Genomic DNA, 19,818 nt, shown 5'->3' with positions numbered 1-19,818 from the left:
GGGGAGGGTCACAGGGAGGTCACCGGCCTTGACGTGGGCACCTTCCAGGGTGAAAACTCCCGCATAGCGGTCGACAATGTCGAACAGTGGCCGTCGGAAGAGCCCAATTGGGTGATTCCGTCGCTCACCGGTCGTCCTCGCCGCCGCAGGGACGCCTCCCAGGGACGGGAACGCCTGCTCACACCGGCCGCTGTCCCCCCAACCGGCCGGTCCTCCCCCACCCGCCTCCTGCCACGGGCACCACACCCACCAGGCAAACGGCCATATGGACAAAGGAGTCTTTGTGTCCGCCTTCTCGAACGGCGACATCTTCGTCGGCGAAACGCTCGGCACGGCCGCGCTGATACTCCTCGGCGGCGGCGTCTGCGCCGCCGTCACGCTCAAGAAGTCCAAGGCCCAGAACGCCGGCTGGCTGGCGATCACCTTCGGCTGGGGCTTCGCGGTGCTGGTGGCCGCGTACATGTCCGCCGCCAAGTCGGGTGCCCACCTCAACCCGGCCGTCACCCTGGCCCTCGCCGTCAAGAGCGGCGACTGGAGCCACGTGCCGCTCTACATAGGCTCCCAGCTGCTCGGCGCGATCATCGGCGCCTTCCTGGTGTGGGTGGTCTACCTCGGCCAGTTCCAGGCCAACGAGGAGCCCACCCTCGGCATCTTCTCGACCGGCCCCGAAATCCGGAACCCGATCCAGAACCTGCTCACCGAGATCATCGGCACCATGGTGCTCTGCATGCTGATCCTGACCTCCGGGCTGACGCTCGGCAAGGAGCTCAGCGGCATGGGCATCCTGATCACCGCCCTCACCGTGGTCGGCATCGGCCTCTCCCTCGGCGGCCCGACCGGCTACGCCATCAACCCGGCCCGTGACCTCGGCCCGCGCATCGTCCACTCGCTGCTGCCGATCCCGAACAAGGGCACCTCGGACTGGAGCTACGCCTGGATCCCGGTGGCCGGCCCCGCCATCGGCGGCCTGCTCGCCGGCCTCCTCGACAAGGCCCTGTTCTAGGACTCGCCGAGCCGGCCCGCCCTCTTTTCCCTCCCCCACCTCAGAGCCGAGGATCACTTCATGACCGCCAACTACATTGCCGCGATCGACCAGGGCACCACCTCGAGCCGCTGCATCATCTTCGGTGCCGACGGCCGGATCGTCTCCGTCGACCAGCAGGAGCACCGCCAGATCTTCCCCCAGCCCGGCTACGTCGAGCACGACGCCGCCGAGATCTGGACCCGCGTCCAGTCCGTGGTCCGCGGCGCCCTGGAGAAGGCCGGCCTGACCAAGGACGACATCCGCGCGATCGGCATCACCAACCAGCGCGAGACCACCGTGCTGTGGGACAAGAACACCGGTGAGCCGGTGCACAACGCGCTGGTGTGGCAGGACACCCGCACCGAGGCGCTCTGCCGCGAGCTGGGCCGCAACGTCGGCCAGGACCGGTTCCGCCGCGAGACCGGCCTGCCGCTCGCCAGCTACTTCGCCGGCCCGAAGATCCGCTGGCTGCTGGACAACGTCGAGGGCCTGCGCGAGCGCGCCGAGGCCGGCGACATCCTCTTCGGCACCATGGACACCTGGGTCATCTGGAACCTCACCGGCGGTGTCAACGGCGGCAAGCACATCACCGATGTCACCAACGCCTCGCGCACCATGCTGATGAACCTGGGCACGCTGGCCTGGGACGAGAAGATCGCCGACTCGATGGGCGTGCCGCTGAGCGTGCTCCCGGAGATCCGCTCCTCCGCCGAGGTCTACGGCCACGCGGTCGGCGACCTGGAGGGCGTGCCGGTCGCCTCGGCGCTCGGCGACCAGCAGGCGGCCCTGTTCGGCCAGACCTGCTTCAACGAGGGCGAGGCCAAGTCGACCTACGGCACCGGCACGTTCCTGCTGCTGAACACCGGTGAGAAGGTCGTCAACTCGTACCACGGCCTGCTGACCACCGTCGGCTACCGGATCGGCGACCAGAAGCCGGTCTACGCCCTGGAGGGCTCGATCGCGGTCACCGGCTCGCTGGTGCAGTGGCTGCGCGACCAGCTCGGCATCATCTCGACCGCCGCCGAGATCGAGACCCTCGCCAACACCGTCGAGGACAACGGCGGTGCCTACTTCGTGCCGGCCTTCTCCGGCCTGTTCGCCCCGTACTGGCGCTCCGACGCCCGCGGTGTGATCGCCGGTCTGACCCGCTACGTGACCAAGGGCCACCTGGCCCGCGCCGTCCTGGAGGCCACCGCCTGGCAGACCCGCGAGGTGGTCGACGCCATGGAGAAGGACTCCGGCGTCGAGCTGACCGCCCTCAAGGTGGACGGCGGCATGACCTCCAACAACCTGCTGATGCAGAACATCGCCGATGTCCTGAACGCCCCGGTGGAGCGGCCCTACGTGGCCGAGACCACCGCTCTGGGCGCCGCCTACGCGGCCGGCCTCGCGGTCGGCTTCTGGCCGGACCTGGACACCCTGCGGGCCAACTGGCACCGCGCCGCCGAGTGGACGCCGCGGATGGACGAGGCCACTCGGGAGCGCGAGTACAAGAAGTGGCTCAAGGCCGTGGAGCGCACCATGGGCTGGGTGGAGGAGGAGCAGCAGGAGAGCTGAGCCGACGGCCGGCCGGGGTGCGGACAGCCCCCGGCCGGCGCACTGCCTGGCCGCCCCGGCGGCCGTACCGAAATTCGAGAGGAGACCCGGCGTCGCCCGCACCGCGACCCGGAAACACACATCATGGCTACCATCCCGACCCTGGGCGCCGAGCGCACCCCCGGCCGCACCGCTTCCCGCGCCGAGACCCGTGAGCTGCTGGGCAAGGCGACCTACGACCTGCTGGTGATCGGGGGCGGCATCCTCGGCACCGCGGTCGCCTGGACCGCCTCCCAGGCCGGCCTGAAGGTCGCCATGGTGGACTCGGGCGACTTCGCGGGCGCCACCTCCAGCGCCTCCTCCAAGCTGGTCCACGGCGGTCTGCGCTACCTGCAGACCGGCGCGGTCAAGCTGGTCGCGGAGAACCACAAGGAGCGCCGGGCGCTCGCCACCGATGTGGCGCCGCACCTGGTCAACCCGCTGACCTTCTTCGTGCCGGTCTACAAGGGCGGCCCGCACAGCGCCCCCAAGCTCGGCGCCGGTGTCTTCCTCTACTCCGCGCTCTCCGCGTTCCGTGACGGCATGGGCCGGGTCTCCACCGCCGCGCACGCCGCCCAGCAGGTGCCCGCACTGAAGACCGAGGGCCTGCGCTCGGTCGCGGTCTACGGCGACCACCAGATGAACGACTCCCGGGTCGCCGTGATGACCGTGCGCGCGGCCGTCGACGCGGGTGCCGTGGTGCTCAACCACGCCGAGGTGACCGGGCTCCGGTTCACCGGCGGCCGGGTGACCGGCGCCGAGCTGAAGGACCGGCTGGACGGCACCGAGTTCGGCGTCAACGCCCGCCTGGTGCTGAACGCCACCGGCCCGTGGGTGGACCACCTGCGGCAGATGGAGGACGCCGGCGCCGCGCCGTCGATCCGCCTCTCCAAGGGCGCCCACGTGGTGGTCAAGCGCCGCAGCCCGTGGCGGGCCGCGCTGACCATCCCGATCGACAAGTACCGGGTGTCGTTCGCGATTCCGTGGGAGGACCACGTCCTGCTCGGCACCACCGACGAGGAGTACACGGGCGACCCGAAGGACGTCCGGGCCACCCAGGCCGACATCGACCAGATCATGGGCGAGGCCGGCCACGCGATCCGTGACGAGCACCTGGACCGCGACCTGATCACCTACTCCTTCGCCGGCCTGCGGGTGCTGCCCGGCGGCCCGGGTGACACCGCCGCCGCCAAGCGCGAGACCGTGGTGACCGAGGGCAAGGGCGGCATGCTCTCGGTGGCCGGCGGCAAGTGGACCACCTACCGCCACATCGGCCGGACCGTGCTGGAGAAGCTGGCGCACGTGCGCGGCACCGGGATCGGCGAGGACATCTCCCCGATCGCCGCGACCGTGCCGCTGCCGGGCGTCGGCGCGCCGAACGCGGTGGCGCACCGCCTGCTGATCGACCGTGAGCCCGGCTCGCGGATGGAGCCGCTGGTGGCCAAGCACCTGGCCAGCCACTACGGCACCCTCTCCTTCGACATCGCCCGCCTGATCGCCGAGGACCCGGCGCTGGGCGAGCCGATCCACCCGGACGGCCCGGACGTGTGGGCGCAGGTCGCCTTCGCGGCCGACAACGAGTGGGCCTACACCACGGACGACGTGCTGCGGCGCCGCACCACCATGACGGTGCGCGGCCTGGACACGCCCGAGGTCCGGGCCGAGGTCGACGAGTTCCTGAAGGGCCGTTCGCACGGCTGACGCCAAGGCACTCGCCGAGACGGGCGGTCACCCTGGGATGGGGGTGGCCGCCCGTTCGTCTAGGCTCTGGCGCAACGTCAGTTTCCAGCCCGCTCCCAGGAGGCGTCCCCGCCGTGACCAGGCCACCGCTCCCGCACGACTTCCAGCGCCAGGTGCCCGACCTCACCGTGACCAGCACCGACGTGACCGACGGCGGCACGCTGGGCGAGGCCCAGGTGCTGGCGGGCGGCGACCTCTCGCCGCAGCTGAGCTGGTCGGGCTTCCCGGCCGAGACCAAGAGCTTCGCCGTCACCTGCTTCGACCCGGACGCGCCGACCGGTAGCGGCTGGTGGCACTGGATCGTCTTCGACATCCCGGCGACCGTGACCTCGCTGCCCACCGGCGCCGGCAGCGGCGACTTCGCGGGCCTGCCCGCCGGGGCGGTCCAGGGCCGCAACGACTACGGCACCAAGAACTTCGGCGGTGCCGCGCCGCCGGCCGGGCACGGTCCGCACCGCTACGTCTTCTCGGTGACCGCGCTGGGCGTCGAGAAGCTGGGCCTGGACTCGGACACCTCGGCGGCGGCGATCGGCGCCACCATCGGCTTCCGGGCCGTGGCCCGCGGCACGGTCATCGCGGAGTACGAGAACAAGTAAGCACGCACCGGCATGACAGTGGCGGGCCCGATCGGGCCCGCCACTGTCATGTTCACGGCTTCGACACAGTGCCACCACGAAAGTGCCACAGTGTCCACCCCCCGACGACCCGGGACCGGCTGCCCGCGAGGTCCAGGTGCAGCTCAATCCTCCTGCGAGCGCCCTTATTTGACGGTCCATCAACAGCTTTGCTCTGCCTAGACTCGCTGCCATTCCAGGGAGACGAAAGAGAGCACGCCGATGACCATCGAGAGTGTCCTGCCCGCCCGGGGAGCGGCAGTTGAGCACTATCGGCGCCCACTGGCCGAGTTGTTCACCCGGCAGGCCGAGCGCCACGCGGGGCGGCCGGCCGTGGTCACCGCCACCGGAGCCTTGAGCTACGCCGAACTGCGGGCCGCGGCCGAGCGGTTCGGCCGGGGCCTGGGCCGCCTCGGGGTGGCCCCCGGGGCGGTGGTCGGGATCGCCGGCCAACGCGGGGCCGACGCCTGCACCGCCCTGGTCGGCACGGTGCTGGCCGGTGCCGGATACCTGCCGCTGGACGCGTCACTGCCGGCCGAGCGCCGCCGCATGATGCTGGGCGACGGCCGCGCGGTGGCCGTGGTACGGCTGCCGGGCAGTGCCGGGATCGAGCACGGTGAGCTGCCGGCCTGGGAGTTCGAGCAGGTGCTGGCCGCGGGCAGCGCACCGGGCCCGCTGCCGGCACCCGAGCCCGCGGCTCCCGCCTATGTGATGTTCACCTCCGGCACGACCGGCCGCCCCAAGGCGGTGCCGGTGCCCCAGCGCGGCGTGGCCCGACTGGCGATCGACAACGGCTTCCTGGCGATCGGCGCCGAGGACCGGGTGCTGCACGGCTCGACGCTCTCCTTCGACGCGGCCGTGCTGGAGCTGTGGCCGACCCTGCTGAACGGCGCCTGCCTGGTGCCGGCTGCCACCGAAGTCCTGCTCTCAGCACCGGCGTTGGCCCGGTTCATCGAAGAGCAGCGGATCACCGTGCTCTTCCTCACCACCAGCCTCTTCCATCTGATGGCGCGGGAGCGGCCGCAGATGTTCGCCGGCCTGCGCTACGTGGTCACCGGCGGCGAGGCGCTGCAGCCTCAGGCCGCCCGCCGGGTGCTCGAACTCGGCCGTCCGCAGCACCTGGTGAACGCCTACGGCCCCACCGAGGCCGGCTGCGTGGCGCTCGCACACGAGGTCACCGAGGTGCCGGCCGACGCGGTCAGCGTGCCGATCGGGCGGCCGATCGCCGATACCGGCTGCCATCTGCTGCGCGAGGACGGCTCGTTGGCCGCGCCCGGTGAGCAGGGCGAACTCTGCCTGAGCGGCGGCGGTCTGGCGGACGGCTACCTGAACGCGCCTGGGGCCGGCACCGAGCGCTTCGTCGAACTGGCGCTGGGGGCCGGTGGATCCCCGGTCCGGGTCTATCGCACCGGGGATTACGGCCGGCACCGGCCGGACGGCGCCCTGGAGTTCTGCGGGCGCCGCGACGAGCAGGTGAAGGTGCGCGGCTACCGGATCGAACTGGCGGAGGTCCGCGCCGCGCTGGCCGGCCATCCGGCGGTCAGCGACGCCGTTGTGCTGCCGCACGAGGACGCGCTCAGCCGCTACCTGGCCGCCTACGTGGCCACCGGGGACGGGCCCGAACCGGCGCCCAGCGCCGCCGAGTTGCGTGCCTTCCTGCGTGAGCGGCTGCCCGGCTACATGGTGCCCGCGACCGTGACCGTGCTGGACCGGCTGCCGCTCACCCCGAGCGGCAAGCTGGACCGGGCGGCGCTGCCCGCCCCGGTGGCCGTCCCGGCGGCGCGGGCCGGTGCGGACTCCCCCGCCGGGACCGTGGCGCGGATCTGGGCCTCGGTGCTGCCCGACGGGCAGGCCGAACCGGAGGACGACTTCTTCCAGTCCGGCGGCAACTCGCTGGCCGCCGTGCAACTGGTGGCCGAGGTGCAGAGCACCCTGGAGATCGACGACAGCCAGGGCGACCTGCTGGTGACCGAGTTGCTGGCCGAGCCGACGCTGCGCGCGTTCACCGCCGTGGTGGAACGGGTCCTCGACGCCGCCCCGGACGCCGACGCCGGCGGGCTGCGACTCGACCGCTGGCGGCCCGACCTGGTCTGGGACGTTCCGGTGGTGGCCGCTGCCGAGCCGCGCCCCGACTGGCGGGCTCCGCGCACCGTGCTGCTCACCGGTGCGACCGGTTTCCTCGGCGCCTACCTGCTGCGTGAACTGCTGCAGCGCACCGACGCCGTGGTGCACGCCCTGGTGCGGGCCGACGACGCCGGGCACGCCCGGCGCCGGCTCGCCCAGGCCCAGGAGCGCTACGGCGCCCGCCACCCGCTGCCCGCCGACCGGGTCCGCCCGGTGCTCGGCGATCTGGCCCGCCCCCGCCTGGGCCTGAGCGACTCCGACTGGGCCGAGCTGGCCGCCACCGCCGATGTGATCCACCACTGCGGGGCCGAGGTCAACTTCCTCTACCCGTACGAGAAACTGCGGACCGCCAATGTGTACGGCACCCAGGAGGTGCTGCGGCTGGCCGCCGGGCGGGCGGTGCCGGTGCACCACGTCTCCACGCTGGCGGTGGTGCACGGCATGGGCGCGGCCGGGGTGCGCCGGGTCACCGAGGACACCCCGCTGGACCACGTCGAACTGCTCGCCATGGGCTACCCGGAGAGCAAGTGGGTGGCCGAGGAGGTGGTCCGCAGCGCGGGGCGGGGCGGTCTGCCGGTGGCGGTGCACCGGCCCTACGAGATATCCGGCGACACCACCGGGCACGTCTGGAACAGCGGTGCCGCGCTCTGCGAGCTGTTCCGGGTGATCGCCGAACTGGGCCTGGCCCCGGACCTCGACCTGGCGCTCAATCTGCTGCCGGTCGACCATGTGGCCGCCGCCATCGTGCACTTGGCGCTGCACTCCCCCGCCGCAGGCCAGACCTACCACCTGGTCAACCCCCGCGAAGGGTGCTGGCCGATCTGGTGGACCGGCTGCGCGCGCACGGCCACGAGATCCGCACCATCGGGTACGACGAGTGGATCGCGGCGCTGCTGGCACACCTCGCCGACCGGCCCGACCACCCGTTCACCCCGCTCACCCGGCTCTTCACCAAGCGGGTCACCCCCGGTGGAATCACCGTGCAGGAGCTGGCCGCGCAGAGCGTCTCACCGCAGCTGGACCGCGCCCGGGTGGACCGGGAGCTGGCCGGGACCGGGATCGACTGCCCGCCGGTCGACCGGGAACTGCTGGACCACTACATCGCGTACTTCCACGCGTCCGGGTTCATCCCGGCGCCGCCCACCACCACCGGAGGTGCCCGCCGTGACTGACGTCCTGCCCGCCGCAACCGACACCCCGGCCGTGAGCCCGGACCTGACCGACCCGCGCTCCTTCGACCCCGCCCCGCCGTACGCCGCGTTCGCCGAGCTGCGCCGCCGGGACGGTCTGCACCGCCAGGAGCGCGCGGACGCACCGGGCTTCTGGTCGGCCACCCGCTACCGCGACCTGGACGCGGTGTTCCGGGACGCCACCGGTTTCAGCTGCGAGTCGGGCATGACCCTGGACTCGGCGCTCGGCAGCCGCGACCCGGCGGCCGGCAAGATGATCGAGATCTCGGACCCGCCCGGCCACACCCGGCTGCGCCGACTGCTGAGCGGCGGCCTGAACAAGTCCGTGGCGAAGACGGTGAACGGGACCCTCCAGGAACTGGTGGCCGAATGGGTCGAGCAGGCGGTGCGGGCCGGCGAGTGCGACTTCGTCGCGGCGGTCGCCGCCAGGCTGCCCGCCGCCGCCACCGGGTTGCTGCTCGGACTCCCGGAGCGGGAGTGGGACAGGCTGGCCGACCGGGCGAGCCGGGCCATCGCCGGCTCGCTGACCATGGACGACCCCCGGGCCGGCGAGCTGGCCGCCCGGCGGGCCTCCACCAAGACCGCCAACAGCCAGCTGCTGATCCACCTGGCGGGCCTGCTCAACCATGCCGAGCTGGCACCGCAAGGCCTGATCCGGCGGCTACTGGACACCGAGTTGGCGGACGGAGAGCGGCTGAACCGTGACGAGGTGCTGCTGAACTGCCTCAATCTGGCCGTGGCGGGCAATGAGACCACCAAGAACGCCACCGCGGGCGGCCTGGTCGCGTTCGCCGAGCACCCCGACCAGTGGGAGCTGCTGCGCCGCCGCCCGGAGCTGCTGGACTCGGCGGTGGAGGAGGTGCTGCGCTGGGTGACGCCGACGCAGCACTTCATCCGCACCGTGCTGGAGCCGCGGGTGGTCGGCGGCACCCCGCTCGAGCCCGGCGATCTGCTCTGCCTCTGGATCACCTCGGCCAACCGCGACGAGGAGGTCTTCGCGGAGCCGGACGCCTTCCGGATCGACCGCAGTCCCAACCCGCACTACGCCTTCACCAGCGGCAAGCACTTCTGCCTGGGCGCACCGCTGGCCCGGTTGGAAATCAGGCTGGTCTTCGAGGCACTGCTGGCCCGGGTCGAGCGGATCGAGCTGCTCGGCCCGCCGGTGCGCAAGGCCACCACCCTGATCAACTCGCATGTGAGCCTGCCGGTACGGCTGCACGCCGCCTGACGGACCGTCGGGCGGCGTGCGGGCCTTCGGCTAGGGCGAGGGTCAGGAGTGCGGCACGGCGGTCGGCTCCAGCACGAAGACCGGGATCACCCGGTCGGTCTTCTTCTGGTACTCCGCGTAGTCCGGCCAGGCCTCGACGGCCCGGGCCCACCACAGGTCGCGCTCCTCACCGGAGAGCTCCCGGGCCGTCACGTCCCGCCGGACCGGCCCGTCCTGCAGCTCGGCCCGGGGGTCGGCGGCCAGGTTGTGGTACCAGACCGGGTGCGTGGGCGCGCCGCCCTGGGAGGCCACCACGGCGTACCGGCCGTCATGCTCGACCCGCATCAGCGGAGTCTTGCGCAGCTTGCCGGACTTGGCCCCCAGGGTGGTCAGCACCACCACTGGCCTGCCCTGCATGGTGGTGCCCTCGGTGCCGCCGGAGGACTCGTACAACGCGACCTGGTCGCGCACGAACTGGGTTGCGCTCGGCTGGTACTCGCCGGTGAGGGGCATGCTGGTTCTCCCGTCCGTCGATCCGGAACCCGGGCCCTCGGGCAACCGCCCGAGGGCCCTTACGGAACCATCATGCCCCGCTCAGGTGGCGATCCGTCAGACCACGAGGCCGAGGGGAAGGATGAGGGCGATGGCGACCACCGAGATCACCGTCTCCATCACCGACCAGGACTTGATCGTCTGCCCCACGCTCATCCCGAAGTACTCCTTCACCAGCCAGAAGCCGGCGTCGTTGACGTGCGAGAAGAAGAGCGAGCCGGCGCCGACCGCGAGCACCAGCAGCGCCGTGTGGGTGCCGGTCATGTTGTGCGCCAGCGGGACACGATGCCGGCGGCGGTGATGGTGGCGACCGTTGCCGAGCCGGTGGCCAGGCGGATCAGCACCGCGATCAGCCAGCCGAGCAGCAGCACCGAGATGTGCATCTTGCCGGCCCAGTGGCTGATCACGTCGCCCACGCCGACGTCGACCAGGGTCTGCTTGAAGCCGCCGCCCGCGCCGACGATGAAGACGATGCCGGCGACCGGGCCGAGCGCACCGCCCACCGTCGCGGAGATCCGCTTCCGGTCGAACCCGGCCGCCTTGCCCAGGGTGAACATGCCGACCAGGACGGCGGCGAGCAGGGCTATCAGGGGCGTGCCGATGGTGTCCATGATCCGCTGCGTGGTGTCGGTGGGCTTGTCGATCACGACGTCGGCCAGCGCCTTGGCCAGCATCAGCACCACCGGCAGCAGGATGGTGGCCAGCACCGCGCCGAACGCGGGGGTGTGCTCGGGCCGCTCGGCCGGCTGCTCCTCGGCGATCTCGGGCAGCTCCAGCGGGCCCACCCAGCGCTCGGCGACCCTGGCGTAGAGCGGGCCGGCGATGACCAGGGTGGGCACGGCGATCAGCAGACCGAGCGCCAGGGTGGTGCCGAGGTCGGCCTTGAGCGCGGAGATCGCCACCAGCGGGCCCGGGTGCGGCGGGATCAGGCCGTGCAGCACCGAGAGGCCGGCCAGCGCCGGGATGCCGACCCGCAGCACCGGAATGTTGCCGCGGCGGGCGACGGTCAGCACGATCGGGATCAGCAGCACCACGCCGATCTCGAAGAACAGCGGCAGGCCGAGCAGCGCGGCGATCAGCGCCATCGCCCAGGGCAGGGTGCGCTTGGTCGACTTGCCGAGCACGGTGTCGGCAATGATGTTGGCGCCGCCGGAGTCGGCCAGCAGCTTGCCGAGCATGGCGCCCAGGCCGATCAGCAGGCCGACGCTGGTCACGGTGGCCCCGAAGCCGACGGCGAAGCTGGTGGTCAGCTGGTCGAACGGGGCGCCGGCGACCGCCGCGAGCAGGATCGAGCCCAGCGTGAGCGCCAGGAACGGGTGCACCTTGAACGTGGTGATCAGCAGCACGATCGAGCCGATGCCGAGCAGCGCCGCGAGCACCAGCCGGCTGTCGCTGTGGCTGTGCGCGAGCGCCGGCGCGGCGGCCAGCAGGGTGGGGACGGGATCACGCGAGGTCTCCATTGACGGGCCGCAGCAGCGCCACGGCCTTCTCGACGAGTTCGTGGGGGGTGTCCGCCGGCTCGACCTCCAGCACCGCGCCGAACTCGTCCGCCTGCAGCGGTTCGAGGACGGCGTACTGGGAGTCGAGCAGCGAGGCCGGCATGAAGTGGCCGGTGCGGTGGGCGAGCCGGTCGGCGACCAGCCGCCGGCTGCTGTCCAGGTGCAGGAAGAACACCCGGGCGCAGCCCTGCCGCAGGATGTCGCGGTAGCCGCGCTTCAACGCGGAGCAGGTGACGACACCGCCGGTGCCGGCCTCACCGCGCTCGTGCAGCCAGCCGGCGATCGCTCGCAGCCAGGGCTCCCGGTCGTCGTCGTCCAGCGGGATGCCGGCCGACATCTTGGCGATGTTGGCGGCCGGGTGGAAGTCGTCCGCCTCGGCCTCGGGCAGCCCTAGGCGCTGGGCGAGCAGTTCGGCGACCGTGGTCTTGCCGACGCCGGCGACGCCCATCACCACGATCAGTGGCTTCGGGTGGTCGAGGCGGGCTGGGTGCCCTCGGCCTGGTTTCCGGCGTCGTGGTTCTCGGCGTTGAGACCCATGAGTTGTGCTCCTGACTGACTGCGGTGCAGTCACTATCGCGCCAAAGGTATGACTTATTCAAGACAGTGACATCAAATCGTCATACTTATCTGCGCTGATGCGGCGGGTCCTCCACCGGCCACCCGAAGCGGGCCCTCTAGGCTGGCCGGATGGAGATCCAGGGGCTGCCCGGCAGACTGCTCGACGCACTGGGGCCGGCCATCGCCGCGGGCGAGCTGCCCGCCGGGACGGTGCTGCGGATCGAGGAACTGGAAGCGCGGTTCGGGGTCTCACGGACGGTGGTGCGCGACGCGGTCCGGGTGCTGGAGTCGATGCGCATGGTCAGCTCCAAGCGGCGGGTCGGGATCACCGTGCAGCCCAAGAACGTCTGGGACGTGTTCGACCCGCTGGTGATCCGCTGGCGGCTCGCCGGCGCCGACCGGGCCGCCCAGCTGCGCTCGCTCGGCTCGCTGCGAGTCGCCGTCGAACCGGCCGCGGCCGCGCTCGCCGCCCACCATGCCACCCCTGACCAGTGCCGCGAACTGGCCGCACTGGCAGCGGAGTTGACGGTGACGGCGCGGGCTGCCGACCTGGCCGCGTTCCTCCGTCACGACATGGCGTTCCACGCCCTGGTGCTGCGCGCCTCCGGCAATGAGATGTTCGCTCACCTGGGCGACACGGTGGGCGCGGTGCTGACCGGCCGGACCGAGCACAACCTGATGCCGCACCAACCGCGCGAGTACGCGGTGCGGCTGCACCGGGAGGTCGCCGACGCGGTCTGCGCGGGCGTGGCGGAAGATGCCGAACGGGCGATGCGCACCATCGTCACCGGGGCGCTGCAGGAGCTGGACGCCGAGCTCGGCTGACGCCGGGTGCGCGCTGTGCGTACTGCGCGCCGGGGGGCGCGTGGGTCAGCGGGGTGCTGTTTGCGATGGGGCAGCGCGGGCAGGCAGTGAACGGGGGGCGGTGGGTCCGCTGCCCCATCGAACGACAGCCGGGGTACCGTCGATGGCCGCTGCACGCCGCAGGCGCCGGATGCCGGACGAGGTGCGCGCGGCCAGCGTGCGCACCGTGGTCTTCCTCGCCTTCACCCTGGTCAGCCTGACCTACGCGACGCTGGCCTCCTACGCACACGCGCGCAAGGCGCTGACCCTGGCGCTGCTGGTCAGCGGGGTCGGGGTGTTCGGGATCTTCTGGTGCCTGGCGGAGATCGTGATCTCGCGTCAGGTCGCCGCACAACGGCGGCGCGGGCCCGGGCGGGACGCCCCGCTGACGGGCAGCAGGCCGCCCCGGCGCTGAGGGGACGGCACCGGGGCGGAGGTGGGGGCGAGCAAGCGCTCAGTCAGCCGCAGTTGCACGCAGGCGCTCACCCACGCACAGGGCGCCAAGCGAGCACCACGCACCCACAGGACAGCGGGCACCCGCCCGGTCAGGCGTTGCTGCCCACCGCCCACCCGTACTGCGTCGGCCAGCGGCGCTCCGCGCCCAGCTCGCGGGCGGCCAGGTTCGCCCAGTAGGGCGTGCGCAGCAGTTCGCGACCGAGCAGCACCACGTCCGCGCGCCCCTCGGCGACGATCGCCTCCGCCTGCGCCGGCTCGGTGATCATGCCGACCGTGCCGACCGGCAGCCCGGCCCCCTCCCGCACCGCGCTGGCGAACGGCACCTGGAAGCCGGGGCCCACCGGGATCCTGGCGTCCGGCACCAGGCCACCGGTGGACACGTCCAGCAGGTCGACGCCGGCCTGGTGCAGCTCCTTGGCGAGCCGCACGGTGTCCTCGGCGGTCCAGCCGTCGCGCGCGTCCTCGGTGTTCTCGGTCAGCCAGTCGGTGGCCGAGGTGCGGTAGAAGACCGGCAGTTCGGCGGGCCAGACGGCGCGGATCGCGGCGACCACCTCCAGGGCGAAGCGCGTCCGGTTCTCCCACGAGCCGCCGTACTCGTCGGTGCGGTGGTTGGTGTGCGGGGAGAGGAAGGAGTGGATCAGGTAGCCGTGCGCGCCGTGCACCTCGACGGCCTTGAAGCCGGCCGCCAGCGCCCGCTCGGCGGCCGCGCCGAACGCCCGCACGATGCGCTGGATCTCCTCGGCCGTCAGTGCGTCCGGCTCCGGGTGGTCACCGAAGGCGGCGTCGGTCGGGCCGACGGTCTGCCAGCCGCCGTCGGTGGCCGGGATGCCGGCGCCGCCCTCCCAGGGGCGACGCGAGGAGGCCTTGCGGCCGGCGTGCGCCAGCTGGATCGCGGGTACCGCGCCGTGGCTGCTGATCGCGGCCGTCACCCGGCTCAGCGCCTGCTGCTGGCGCTCGTTCCACAGCCCGAGGTCGGCCGGGGAGATCCGGCCTTCCGGCGCCACGGCGGTGGCCTCCACGATCACCAGGCCGGTGCCGCCGGCCGCCCGGGCCGCGAGGTGGGCCAGGTGGAAGTCGGTGGCCACACCGGTCTCCGGCCCCTCGGTGGCGGCGGAGTACATGCACATCGGGGCCATCCACACCCGGTTGGGCACGGTGAGCTCGCGCAGGGTGATCGGCTCGAACAAGGCGGACATCAGCACTCCTCGACGGACTTCGACGGACGGACTTCGCGGACTGCACGGACTTCGACGGACGGAGGGGCCCGGCTGAACCGGCCAGCTGCTACGAGAGGCATCGTACTACGAGATCCGTCGAAGTACGACGGCCGACGAACTACGAAGGAAGTCGTACGATTGTCCCCGTGACCGAAGCCACGACGACCACCCTCCTGCCCGAGCCGGCCACCGACGACATCCGCCTGGCCGCCGTGCTGCACGCCCTGGCGGACCCGGTCCGGCTGCAGATCGTGCGTCAGCTCGCCGACGGGCACCAGGACATGGCCTGCATCGCCTTCAGCCTGCCGGTCAGCAAGTCGACCACCACGCACCACTTCCGCGTGCTGCGCGAGGCCGGGGTGATCCGCCAGCACCGGCGCGGCACCTCCCGGGTGAGCACCCTGCGCACCGCCGACCTGGAGCAGACGCTGCCGGGTCTGCTCGACCGGGTCCTGGTCGCGGCGCGCGCCGAGGCACTGCGCCATCCGGTGGATCCGGCGAGCGACGCGCCCACGATGGAGTGACCGGTTTGGGCGTGGTGGCCCAGCCGGTGGTAGCTCTGTGCGGGTGATCTCCCTGCGCATCCGCGCGGCGCTGTCCGCCGTCGCACTCGCCCTGCTCACCGCCACGCCCGCCCGGGCCACCCCGTTCCCCGACTCGCACCTCACCCTCCGGGTGATCGCCGCCGAGACCGGTGAACCGATCGGCGCCGCCGAGTTGCTCTGCCACCCCGCCGACGGCAGCCATCCGCAGGCCCGGGCCGCCTGCGACGCACTGGACCTGGCCGGCGGCAACTTCGACCAGCTCAAGGCGCGCACCGGGGTGCTCTGCAACGACCTCTACGCGCCGGTCGCCGCCACCGCCGACGGCAGCTGGGCCGGCATGGCGGTGCACTGGCGGCAGACCTTCGCCAACTCCTGCGGCCTGCACACCCGCACCGATCCGGTCTTCCGGTTCTGACGAAGCCGACCACGACACGCCCGCACGCTGTTGAGTGGGTCACATCGGGAAAAACCATCTGACGGATCGTCAAAATGACTGACGATCCGTCAGTTTCATTCGGACGGCACCGAGATGACAGCTGACGATTCATCAGTTTTGCCTTGATCGCGTCGAGTTGACACTCACCGTGGCCGATGATGCGGGTCTAGTATCGGTCGGGTTGTTGTGCTCCGGAGCCGCCGAGGGCCCGTGATCCGACGCAGAACCGCAGGTCGGAAGGGGCATACCGGCGACCCGGGCGGGGGTCGAGGGACGAGGTCCGGATGGCTGTCATGACGCAGGTCACCACTGGGGTGAGCAGGGCGGGCCCGGTGGCCCGCTCGCGATCTTCGCGGCGCGGCCGGCACCGCCGCCGCGCACCCTGGTGGAGATCCTGGCCGCCAGCGCCGCCGCGCACCCGCAGGAACCGGCGCTGGACGACGGCCGCACCCGGCTCAGCTACCAGGCGCTGACCGGCGAGGTGGCCGCGCTGCGCCGACGGCTGGCCGCCGCCGGGGTGGGGCGCGGGGACCGGGTGGGCATCCGGGTGCCGTCCGGCACCAACGACCTCTATGTCGCCGTCCTGGCCGTGCTCGCCGCCGGTGCCGCCTATGTACCGGTGGACGCCGAGGACCCGCAGGAGCGGGCCGACCTGGTGTTCGGCGAGGCCGGGGTGAGCGCGGTGCTGGGCGCCGGGTTGGCGCTCACCGTCCTGACCCCGGCAGCCCCGGCAGCCCCGGCAACCCCGGGGAGCACGGCGGCCGCCGAGCCGCACGACACGCGGGCCACCGAGCCCGCCGGCGCAGTGGCCGGCGAGCCGCGCCCCGAGGACGACGCCTGGATCATCTTCACCTCCGGCTCCACCGGCAAGCCCAAGGGCGTCGCAGTCAGCCACCGCAGCGCCGCCGCCTTCGTGGATGCCGAGGCGGCGCTCTTCCTGCAGGACGAGCCGATCGGCCCGGGCGACCGGGTGATGGCCGGCCTGTCGGTCGCCTTCGACGCCTCCTGCGAGGAGATGTGGCTGGCCTGGCGGCACGGCGCCTGCCTGGTGCCGGTCCCCCGCTCCCAGGTGCGCGGCGGCGCGGACCTGGGCCCCTGGCTGGCGGAGCAGGAGATCACCGTGGTCTCCACCGTCCCGACGCTGGCCGCGCTCTGGCCGGCCGAGTCGCTGGGTGATGTGCGGCTGCTGATCTTCGGTGGCGAGGCCTGTCCGCCGGAGCTGAGCGAGCGCTTGGTCACCGAGGGCCGCGAGGTGTGGAACACCTACGGGCCGACCGAGGCCACCGTGGTCGCCTGCGGTGCACTGCTCGGCGGTGACGGCCCGGTGCGGATCGGCCTGCCGCTGGACGGCTGGGAGCTGGCCGTGGTGGACGAGGCCGGCGAGCCGGTCCCGATGGGCGGCAGCGGCCAGCTGGTGATCGGCGGCGTCGGCCTGGCCCGCTACCTGGACCCGGCCAAGGACGCCGAGAAGTACGCGCCCCTGGCGGCGCTCGGCTGGGACCGGGCCTACCGCAGCGGCGACCTGGTCCGGGCCGACCCCGAGGGCCTGGTCTTCCTGGGCCGGGCCGACGAGCAGATCAAGCTCGGCGGACGCCGGATCGAACTCGGCGAGGTGGACGCCGCGTTGCAGGCGCTGCCCGGCGTGGCCGGCGCGGCCGCCGCGGTCCGCACCGCGCGCGGCGGCAACCAGCTGCTGGTCGGCTACCTGGTCACCTCCGACGGCTTCGACCGGGAGCAGTCGGTGGCCCGGCTGCGCGCCGAACTGCCGGCCGCGCTGGTCCCGTTGCTCGCCGTCGTCGACGACCTGCCCACCCGCACCTCGGGCAAGGTGGACCGCAACGCCCTGCCCTGGCCGCTGCCCGACGCCGAGCCCACCGGGCCGGTCGAGCAGCTCTACGGCACCGAGGCCTGGCTCGCCGAGCAGTGGAGCGAGATCCTCGGCGTGCAAGTGGCCAGCGCCCGCGACGACTTCTTCGCGATCGGCGGCGGCAGCCTGGCCGCCGCCCGGCTCACCACCCTGCTGCGCAGCCGCTATCCGGCCGCCGCCGTGCTCGACATCTACCAGCAGCCGGTGCTGCGCAAGTTGGCCCGCCACCTGGAGGGCACCGCCCAGGCCGACGGCGCCGAGCGGACCGTCACCCCGCTGCCGACCCGCGCCAAGCTGATCCAACTGCTCGCGCTGCTACCGCTGTTCATCCTGACCGGGCTGCGCTGGACGGTGCTGCTGCTGGCGCTGGGCAATCTGCTGCACCTGCTCGGCGGCTATCCGTGGGCGCCGACCGCCTCCTGGTGGCTGGTCGGCGCGGGCGCCGCCGTGCTGTTCAGCCCGCTGGGCCGGATCGCGATCGCGGCGGGCGGTGCCCGGCTGCTGCTGCGCGGGGTGCAGCCGGGCAGCCATCCGCGCGGCGGCTCGGTGCACCTGCGGCTCTGGGCGGCCGAGCGGCTGGCCGAGGCGAGCGGCGCCACCGGGCTGTCCGGCTCCTGGCTGGTGCGCTACGGCCAAGCCCTGGGGTGCCGGATCGGGCCCGAGGTCGATCTGCACTCGCTGCCGCCGGTGACCGGGATGCTGCGGCTCGGCCGGGGCTGCGCGGTGGAGGCCGAGGTCGACCTGTCCGGCCACTGGCTGGACGGCGACCGGCTGGAGATCGGCCAGGTCAGGGTCGGTTCGGCCGCCGTGGTCGGCACCCGCAGCACCCTGCTGCCGGGCGCCAGGGTCGGCAAGCGGGCCGAGATCGCACCCGGCTCCTCGGTCACCGGGCAGGTGCCGACCGGCCAGCGCTGGGGCGGCGCCCCGGCCGCCAAACTGGGCCGGGCCGAGCGCGGCTGGCCCCGGCAGCGCCCGCCGCGCCACTCCGGCTGGGCGGCGGCCTACGGCGCCTCCGGCCTGGCGCTGACGGTGCTTCCGCTGCTGGCCGCCGTGCCGGCGCTGCTGCTGGCCGGGCTGTTCGTGCCCGCGGACGCGGCGTTCGGTGACGCCCTGCGTGGCGCGCTGCTGGCGGTGGCGCCGGCCGCGCTGGTCTTCGGCCTGGGGTACGCCGGGCTGCTGGTCGCCGCGATCCGGCTGCTGAGCCTGGGCCTGCGTCCCGGCCACCACCCGCTGCACGGCCGGATCGCTTGGCAGGCCTGGACGGTCAGCCAGCTGATGGACCAGGCCCGGGAGCGGCTCTTCCCGCTCTACGCCGGCCTGGTCACCCCGGTCTGGCTGCGGCTGCTCGGCATGAAGATCGGGCGGCGCGCCGAGGTCTCCACGGTGCTGGCGCTGCCCAGCCTGACCACGGTCGGCGACGGTGCCTTCCTGGCCGACGACACCCTGATCGCCCCCTATGAACTGGGTGGCGGCTGGCTGCGGATCGACCGCGCCGAGATCGGGCGCAAGGCGTTCCTGGGCAACTCCGGGATGACCGCGCCGGGTCGGGCGGTGCCCGATCGCGGCCTGGTCGGGGTGCTGTCGGCCACTCCGAAGAAGGCCAAGAAGGGCAGCTCCTACCTGGGCCTGCCGCCGGTCAAGCTGCCGCGCGCCGCCGAGAAGGGCGAGAAGGGCCTGACGTACGACCCGCCGACCCGGCTGCTCTGGGCGCGCGGCCTGGTCGAACTGGCCCGGCTGCTGCCGGTGTTCTGCTCGGCCGCGGTGGGCGTGCTGACCGCTTTCACGCTGTGCCTGGTGCGGGATCCGTTGGCCATGGCGCTGCTCGGCGGCCTCGTGCTGCTGGCCGCCGGGCTGCTGGCCGCGCTGGTCTCGGCTGCTGCCAAGTGGCTGCTGGTCGGCCGGTTCCGTCCGGTGGAGCACCCGCTGTGGAGCGGCTTCGTGTGGCGCAACGAGCTGGCCGACACCTTCGTGGAGGTGCTGGCGGTGCCGTGGCTGGTCGGCGCGGTGCCGGGCACCCCGCTGATGGTGCTCTGGCTGCGGGCGCTGGGTGCCCGGATCGGGCGGGGCGTCTGGTGCGAGAGCTACTGGCTGCCGGAGGCCGACCTGGTCACGCTGGAGACCGGGGTGACCGTCAACCGGGGCTGCGTGCTGCAGACCCACCTCTTCCACGACCGGATCATGCGCTTGGATACTGTGATCCTCCGCGAGGGCGCCACGCTGGGCCCTGGCGGAATCGTGCTGCCCGGCAGCACCGTCGGGGCCCGCAGCACCCTCGGGCCGGCCTCGCTGGTGATGCGTGCCGAGTCCGTCCCGGCGGACACCCGCTGGTTGGGCAACCCGATCGAGGCCTGGCAGGCGTGACGCAGGGAGT

Annotated in this window: 13 protein-coding genes and 1 pseudogene; 10 read left to right on the top strand and 4 right to left on the bottom strand. The window is 72.8% G+C overall.

What is annotated here, in order from left to right:
• Positions 1 to 265: 265 nt before the first annotated feature.
• The 5 genes from E6W39_RS35465 (at position 266) to E6W39_RS35445 (ending at position 9,495) form a co-directional block, all read left to right on the top strand.
• A complete protein-coding gene (locus E6W39_RS35465; RefSeq protein ID WP_101379097.1) occupies positions 266 to 1,003 on the top strand; it encodes an MIP/aquaporin family protein in 738 nt (245 codons plus the stop codon).
• Positions 1,004 to 1,063: 60 nt separating this feature from the next.
• Positions 1,064 to 2,581, top strand: a complete 1,518-nt coding sequence (glpK, locus tag E6W39_RS35460) for a glycerol kinase GlpK (protein WP_141636951.1) — start codon at positions 1,064 to 1,066, stop codon at positions 2,579 to 2,581.
• Positions 2,582 to 2,704: 123 nt separating this feature from the next.
• Positions 2,705 to 4,300, top strand: a complete 1,596-nt coding sequence (locus tag E6W39_RS35455) for a glycerol-3-phosphate dehydrogenase/oxidase (RefSeq protein ID WP_141636950.1) — start codon at positions 2,705 to 2,707, stop codon at positions 4,298 to 4,300.
• Positions 4,301 to 4,413: 113 nt separating this feature from the next.
• A complete protein-coding gene (locus E6W39_RS35450) occupies positions 4,414 to 4,935 on the top strand; it encodes a YbhB/YbcL family Raf kinase inhibitor-like protein (RefSeq protein ID WP_141636949.1) in 522 nt (173 codons plus the stop codon).
• Between the two features lie 240 nt (positions 4,936 to 5,175).
• Positions 5,176 to 9,495, top strand: coding sequence for an amino acid adenylation domain-containing protein (locus E6W39_RS35445; RefSeq protein ID WP_141636948.1), 4,320 nt, complete (start codon positions 5,176 to 5,178; stop codon positions 9,493 to 9,495).
• Positions 9,496 to 9,537: 42 nt separating this feature from the next.
• Here E6W39_RS35445 and E6W39_RS35440 read toward each other — a convergent pair whose 3' ends face one another.
• The 3 genes and pseudogenes from E6W39_RS35440 to E6W39_RS35430 all read right to left on the bottom strand — a co-directional run bounded on the left by E6W39_RS35440 (position 9,538) and on the right by E6W39_RS35430 (position 11,973).
• Positions 9,538 to 9,987 carry a nitroreductase family deazaflavin-dependent oxidoreductase gene (locus E6W39_RS35440; RefSeq protein WP_141636947.1) on the bottom strand — a complete coding sequence of 150 codons (450 nt, stop codon included), beginning with the start codon at positions 9,985 to 9,987 and terminating at the stop codon, positions 9,538 to 9,540.
• Positions 9,988 to 10,083: 96 nt separating this feature from the next.
• Positions 10,084 to 11,486: pseudogene (locus E6W39_RS35435) on the bottom strand (GntP family permease).
• Positions 11,470 to 11,973 (bottom strand): gluconokinase, encoded by a 504-nt coding sequence (locus tag E6W39_RS35430; protein WP_141638147.1) that lies wholly within the window; start codon positions 11,971 to 11,973, stop codon positions 11,470 to 11,472. Before E6W39_RS35430 ends, E6W39_RS35435 begins: the two are co-directional and overlap by 17 nt.
• A 239-nt stretch (positions 11,974 to 12,212) precedes the next feature.
• Between E6W39_RS35430 and E6W39_RS35425 the strand changes: the two genes are divergently transcribed.
• Together E6W39_RS35425 and E6W39_RS35420 are read left to right on the top strand one after the other, a co-directional pair.
• Positions 12,213 to 12,908 carry a FadR/GntR family transcriptional regulator gene (locus E6W39_RS35425; protein ID WP_141636946.1) on the top strand — a complete coding sequence of 232 codons (696 nt, stop codon included), beginning with the start codon at positions 12,213 to 12,215 and terminating at the stop codon, positions 12,906 to 12,908.
• 142 nt (positions 12,909 to 13,050) lie between these two features.
• Entirely contained in the window at positions 13,051 to 13,341 is a 291-nt protein-coding gene (locus E6W39_RS35420) for a hypothetical protein (protein WP_141636945.1), read from the top strand.
• Between the two features lie 130 nt (positions 13,342 to 13,471).
• On the opposite strand, the gene E6W39_RS35415 is transcribed toward E6W39_RS35420, so the two are convergent.
• Complete coding sequence (locus E6W39_RS35415; RefSeq protein WP_141636944.1) at positions 13,472 to 14,578, bottom strand: NADH:flavin oxidoreductase/NADH oxidase; 1,107 nt, start codon at positions 14,576 to 14,578, stop codon at positions 13,472 to 13,474.
• Between the two features lie 167 nt (positions 14,579 to 14,745).
• On the opposite strand from E6W39_RS35415, the gene E6W39_RS35410 reads away from it, so the two are divergent.
• From E6W39_RS35410 to E6W39_RS35400, 3 genes are all read left to right on the top strand, one after another.
• Positions 14,746 to 15,123, top strand: coding sequence for an ArsR/SmtB family transcription factor (locus E6W39_RS35410; protein WP_228718545.1), 378 nt, complete (start codon positions 14,746 to 14,748; stop codon positions 15,121 to 15,123).
• A gap of 43 nt (positions 15,124 to 15,166) precedes the next feature.
• Entirely contained in the window at positions 15,167 to 15,559 is a 393-nt protein-coding gene (locus E6W39_RS35405; protein ID WP_181799592.1) for an SSI family serine proteinase inhibitor, read from the top strand.
• A 406-nt stretch (positions 15,560 to 15,965) separates the two neighbouring features.
• Positions 15,966 to 19,808 carry a Pls/PosA family non-ribosomal peptide synthetase gene (locus E6W39_RS35400; protein ID WP_228718544.1) on the top strand — a complete coding sequence of 1,281 codons (3,843 nt, stop codon included), beginning with the start codon at positions 15,966 to 15,968 and terminating at the stop codon, positions 19,806 to 19,808.
• The last annotated feature ends 10 nt before the right edge of the window (positions 19,809 to 19,818 follow it).

Source organism: Kitasatospora acidiphila (assembly GCF_006636205.1).
GTDB classification, from domain to species: Bacteria; Actinomycetota; Actinomycetes; order Streptomycetales; family Streptomycetaceae; genus Kitasatospora; species Kitasatospora acidiphila.
The sequence above is the reverse complement of the archived record's forward strand: the minus strand, read 5'-3'. Positions and strand labels throughout refer to the sequence as shown.

Bases quoted from the DNA above. Each gene is read 5' to 3' on its own strand.
- E6W39_RS35445 (WP_141636948.1), top strand. From the start codon at position 5,176: ATGACCATCGAGAGTGTCCTGCCCGCCCGGGGAGCGGCAGTTGAGCAC.
- E6W39_RS35465 (WP_101379097.1), top strand. From the start codon at position 266: ATGGACAAAGGAGTCTTTGTGTCCGCCTTCTCGAACGGCGACATCTTC.
- E6W39_RS35420 (WP_141636945.1), top strand. From the start codon at position 13,051: ATGGCCGCTGCACGCCGCAGGCGCCGGATGCCGGACGAGGTGCGCGCG.
- E6W39_RS35415 (WP_141636944.1), bottom strand. From the start codon at position 14,578: ATGTCCGCCTTGTTCGAGCCGATCACCCTGCGCGAGCTCACCGTGCCC.
- E6W39_RS35430 (WP_141638147.1), bottom strand. From the start codon at position 11,973: ATGGGCGTCGCCGGCGTCGGCAAGACCACGGTCGCCGAACTGCTCGCC.
- E6W39_RS35425 (WP_141636946.1), top strand. From the start codon at position 12,213: ATGGAGATCCAGGGGCTGCCCGGCAGACTGCTCGACGCACTGGGGCCG.
- E6W39_RS35440 (WP_141636947.1), bottom strand. From the start codon at position 9,987: ATGCCCCTCACCGGCGAGTACCAGCCGAGCGCAACCCAGTTCGTGCGC.
- E6W39_RS35455 (WP_141636950.1), top strand. From the start codon at position 2,705: ATGGCTACCATCCCGACCCTGGGCGCCGAGCGCACCCCCGGCCGCACC.
- glpK (WP_141636951.1), top strand. From the start codon at position 1,064: ATGACCGCCAACTACATTGCCGCGATCGACCAGGGCACCACCTCGAGC.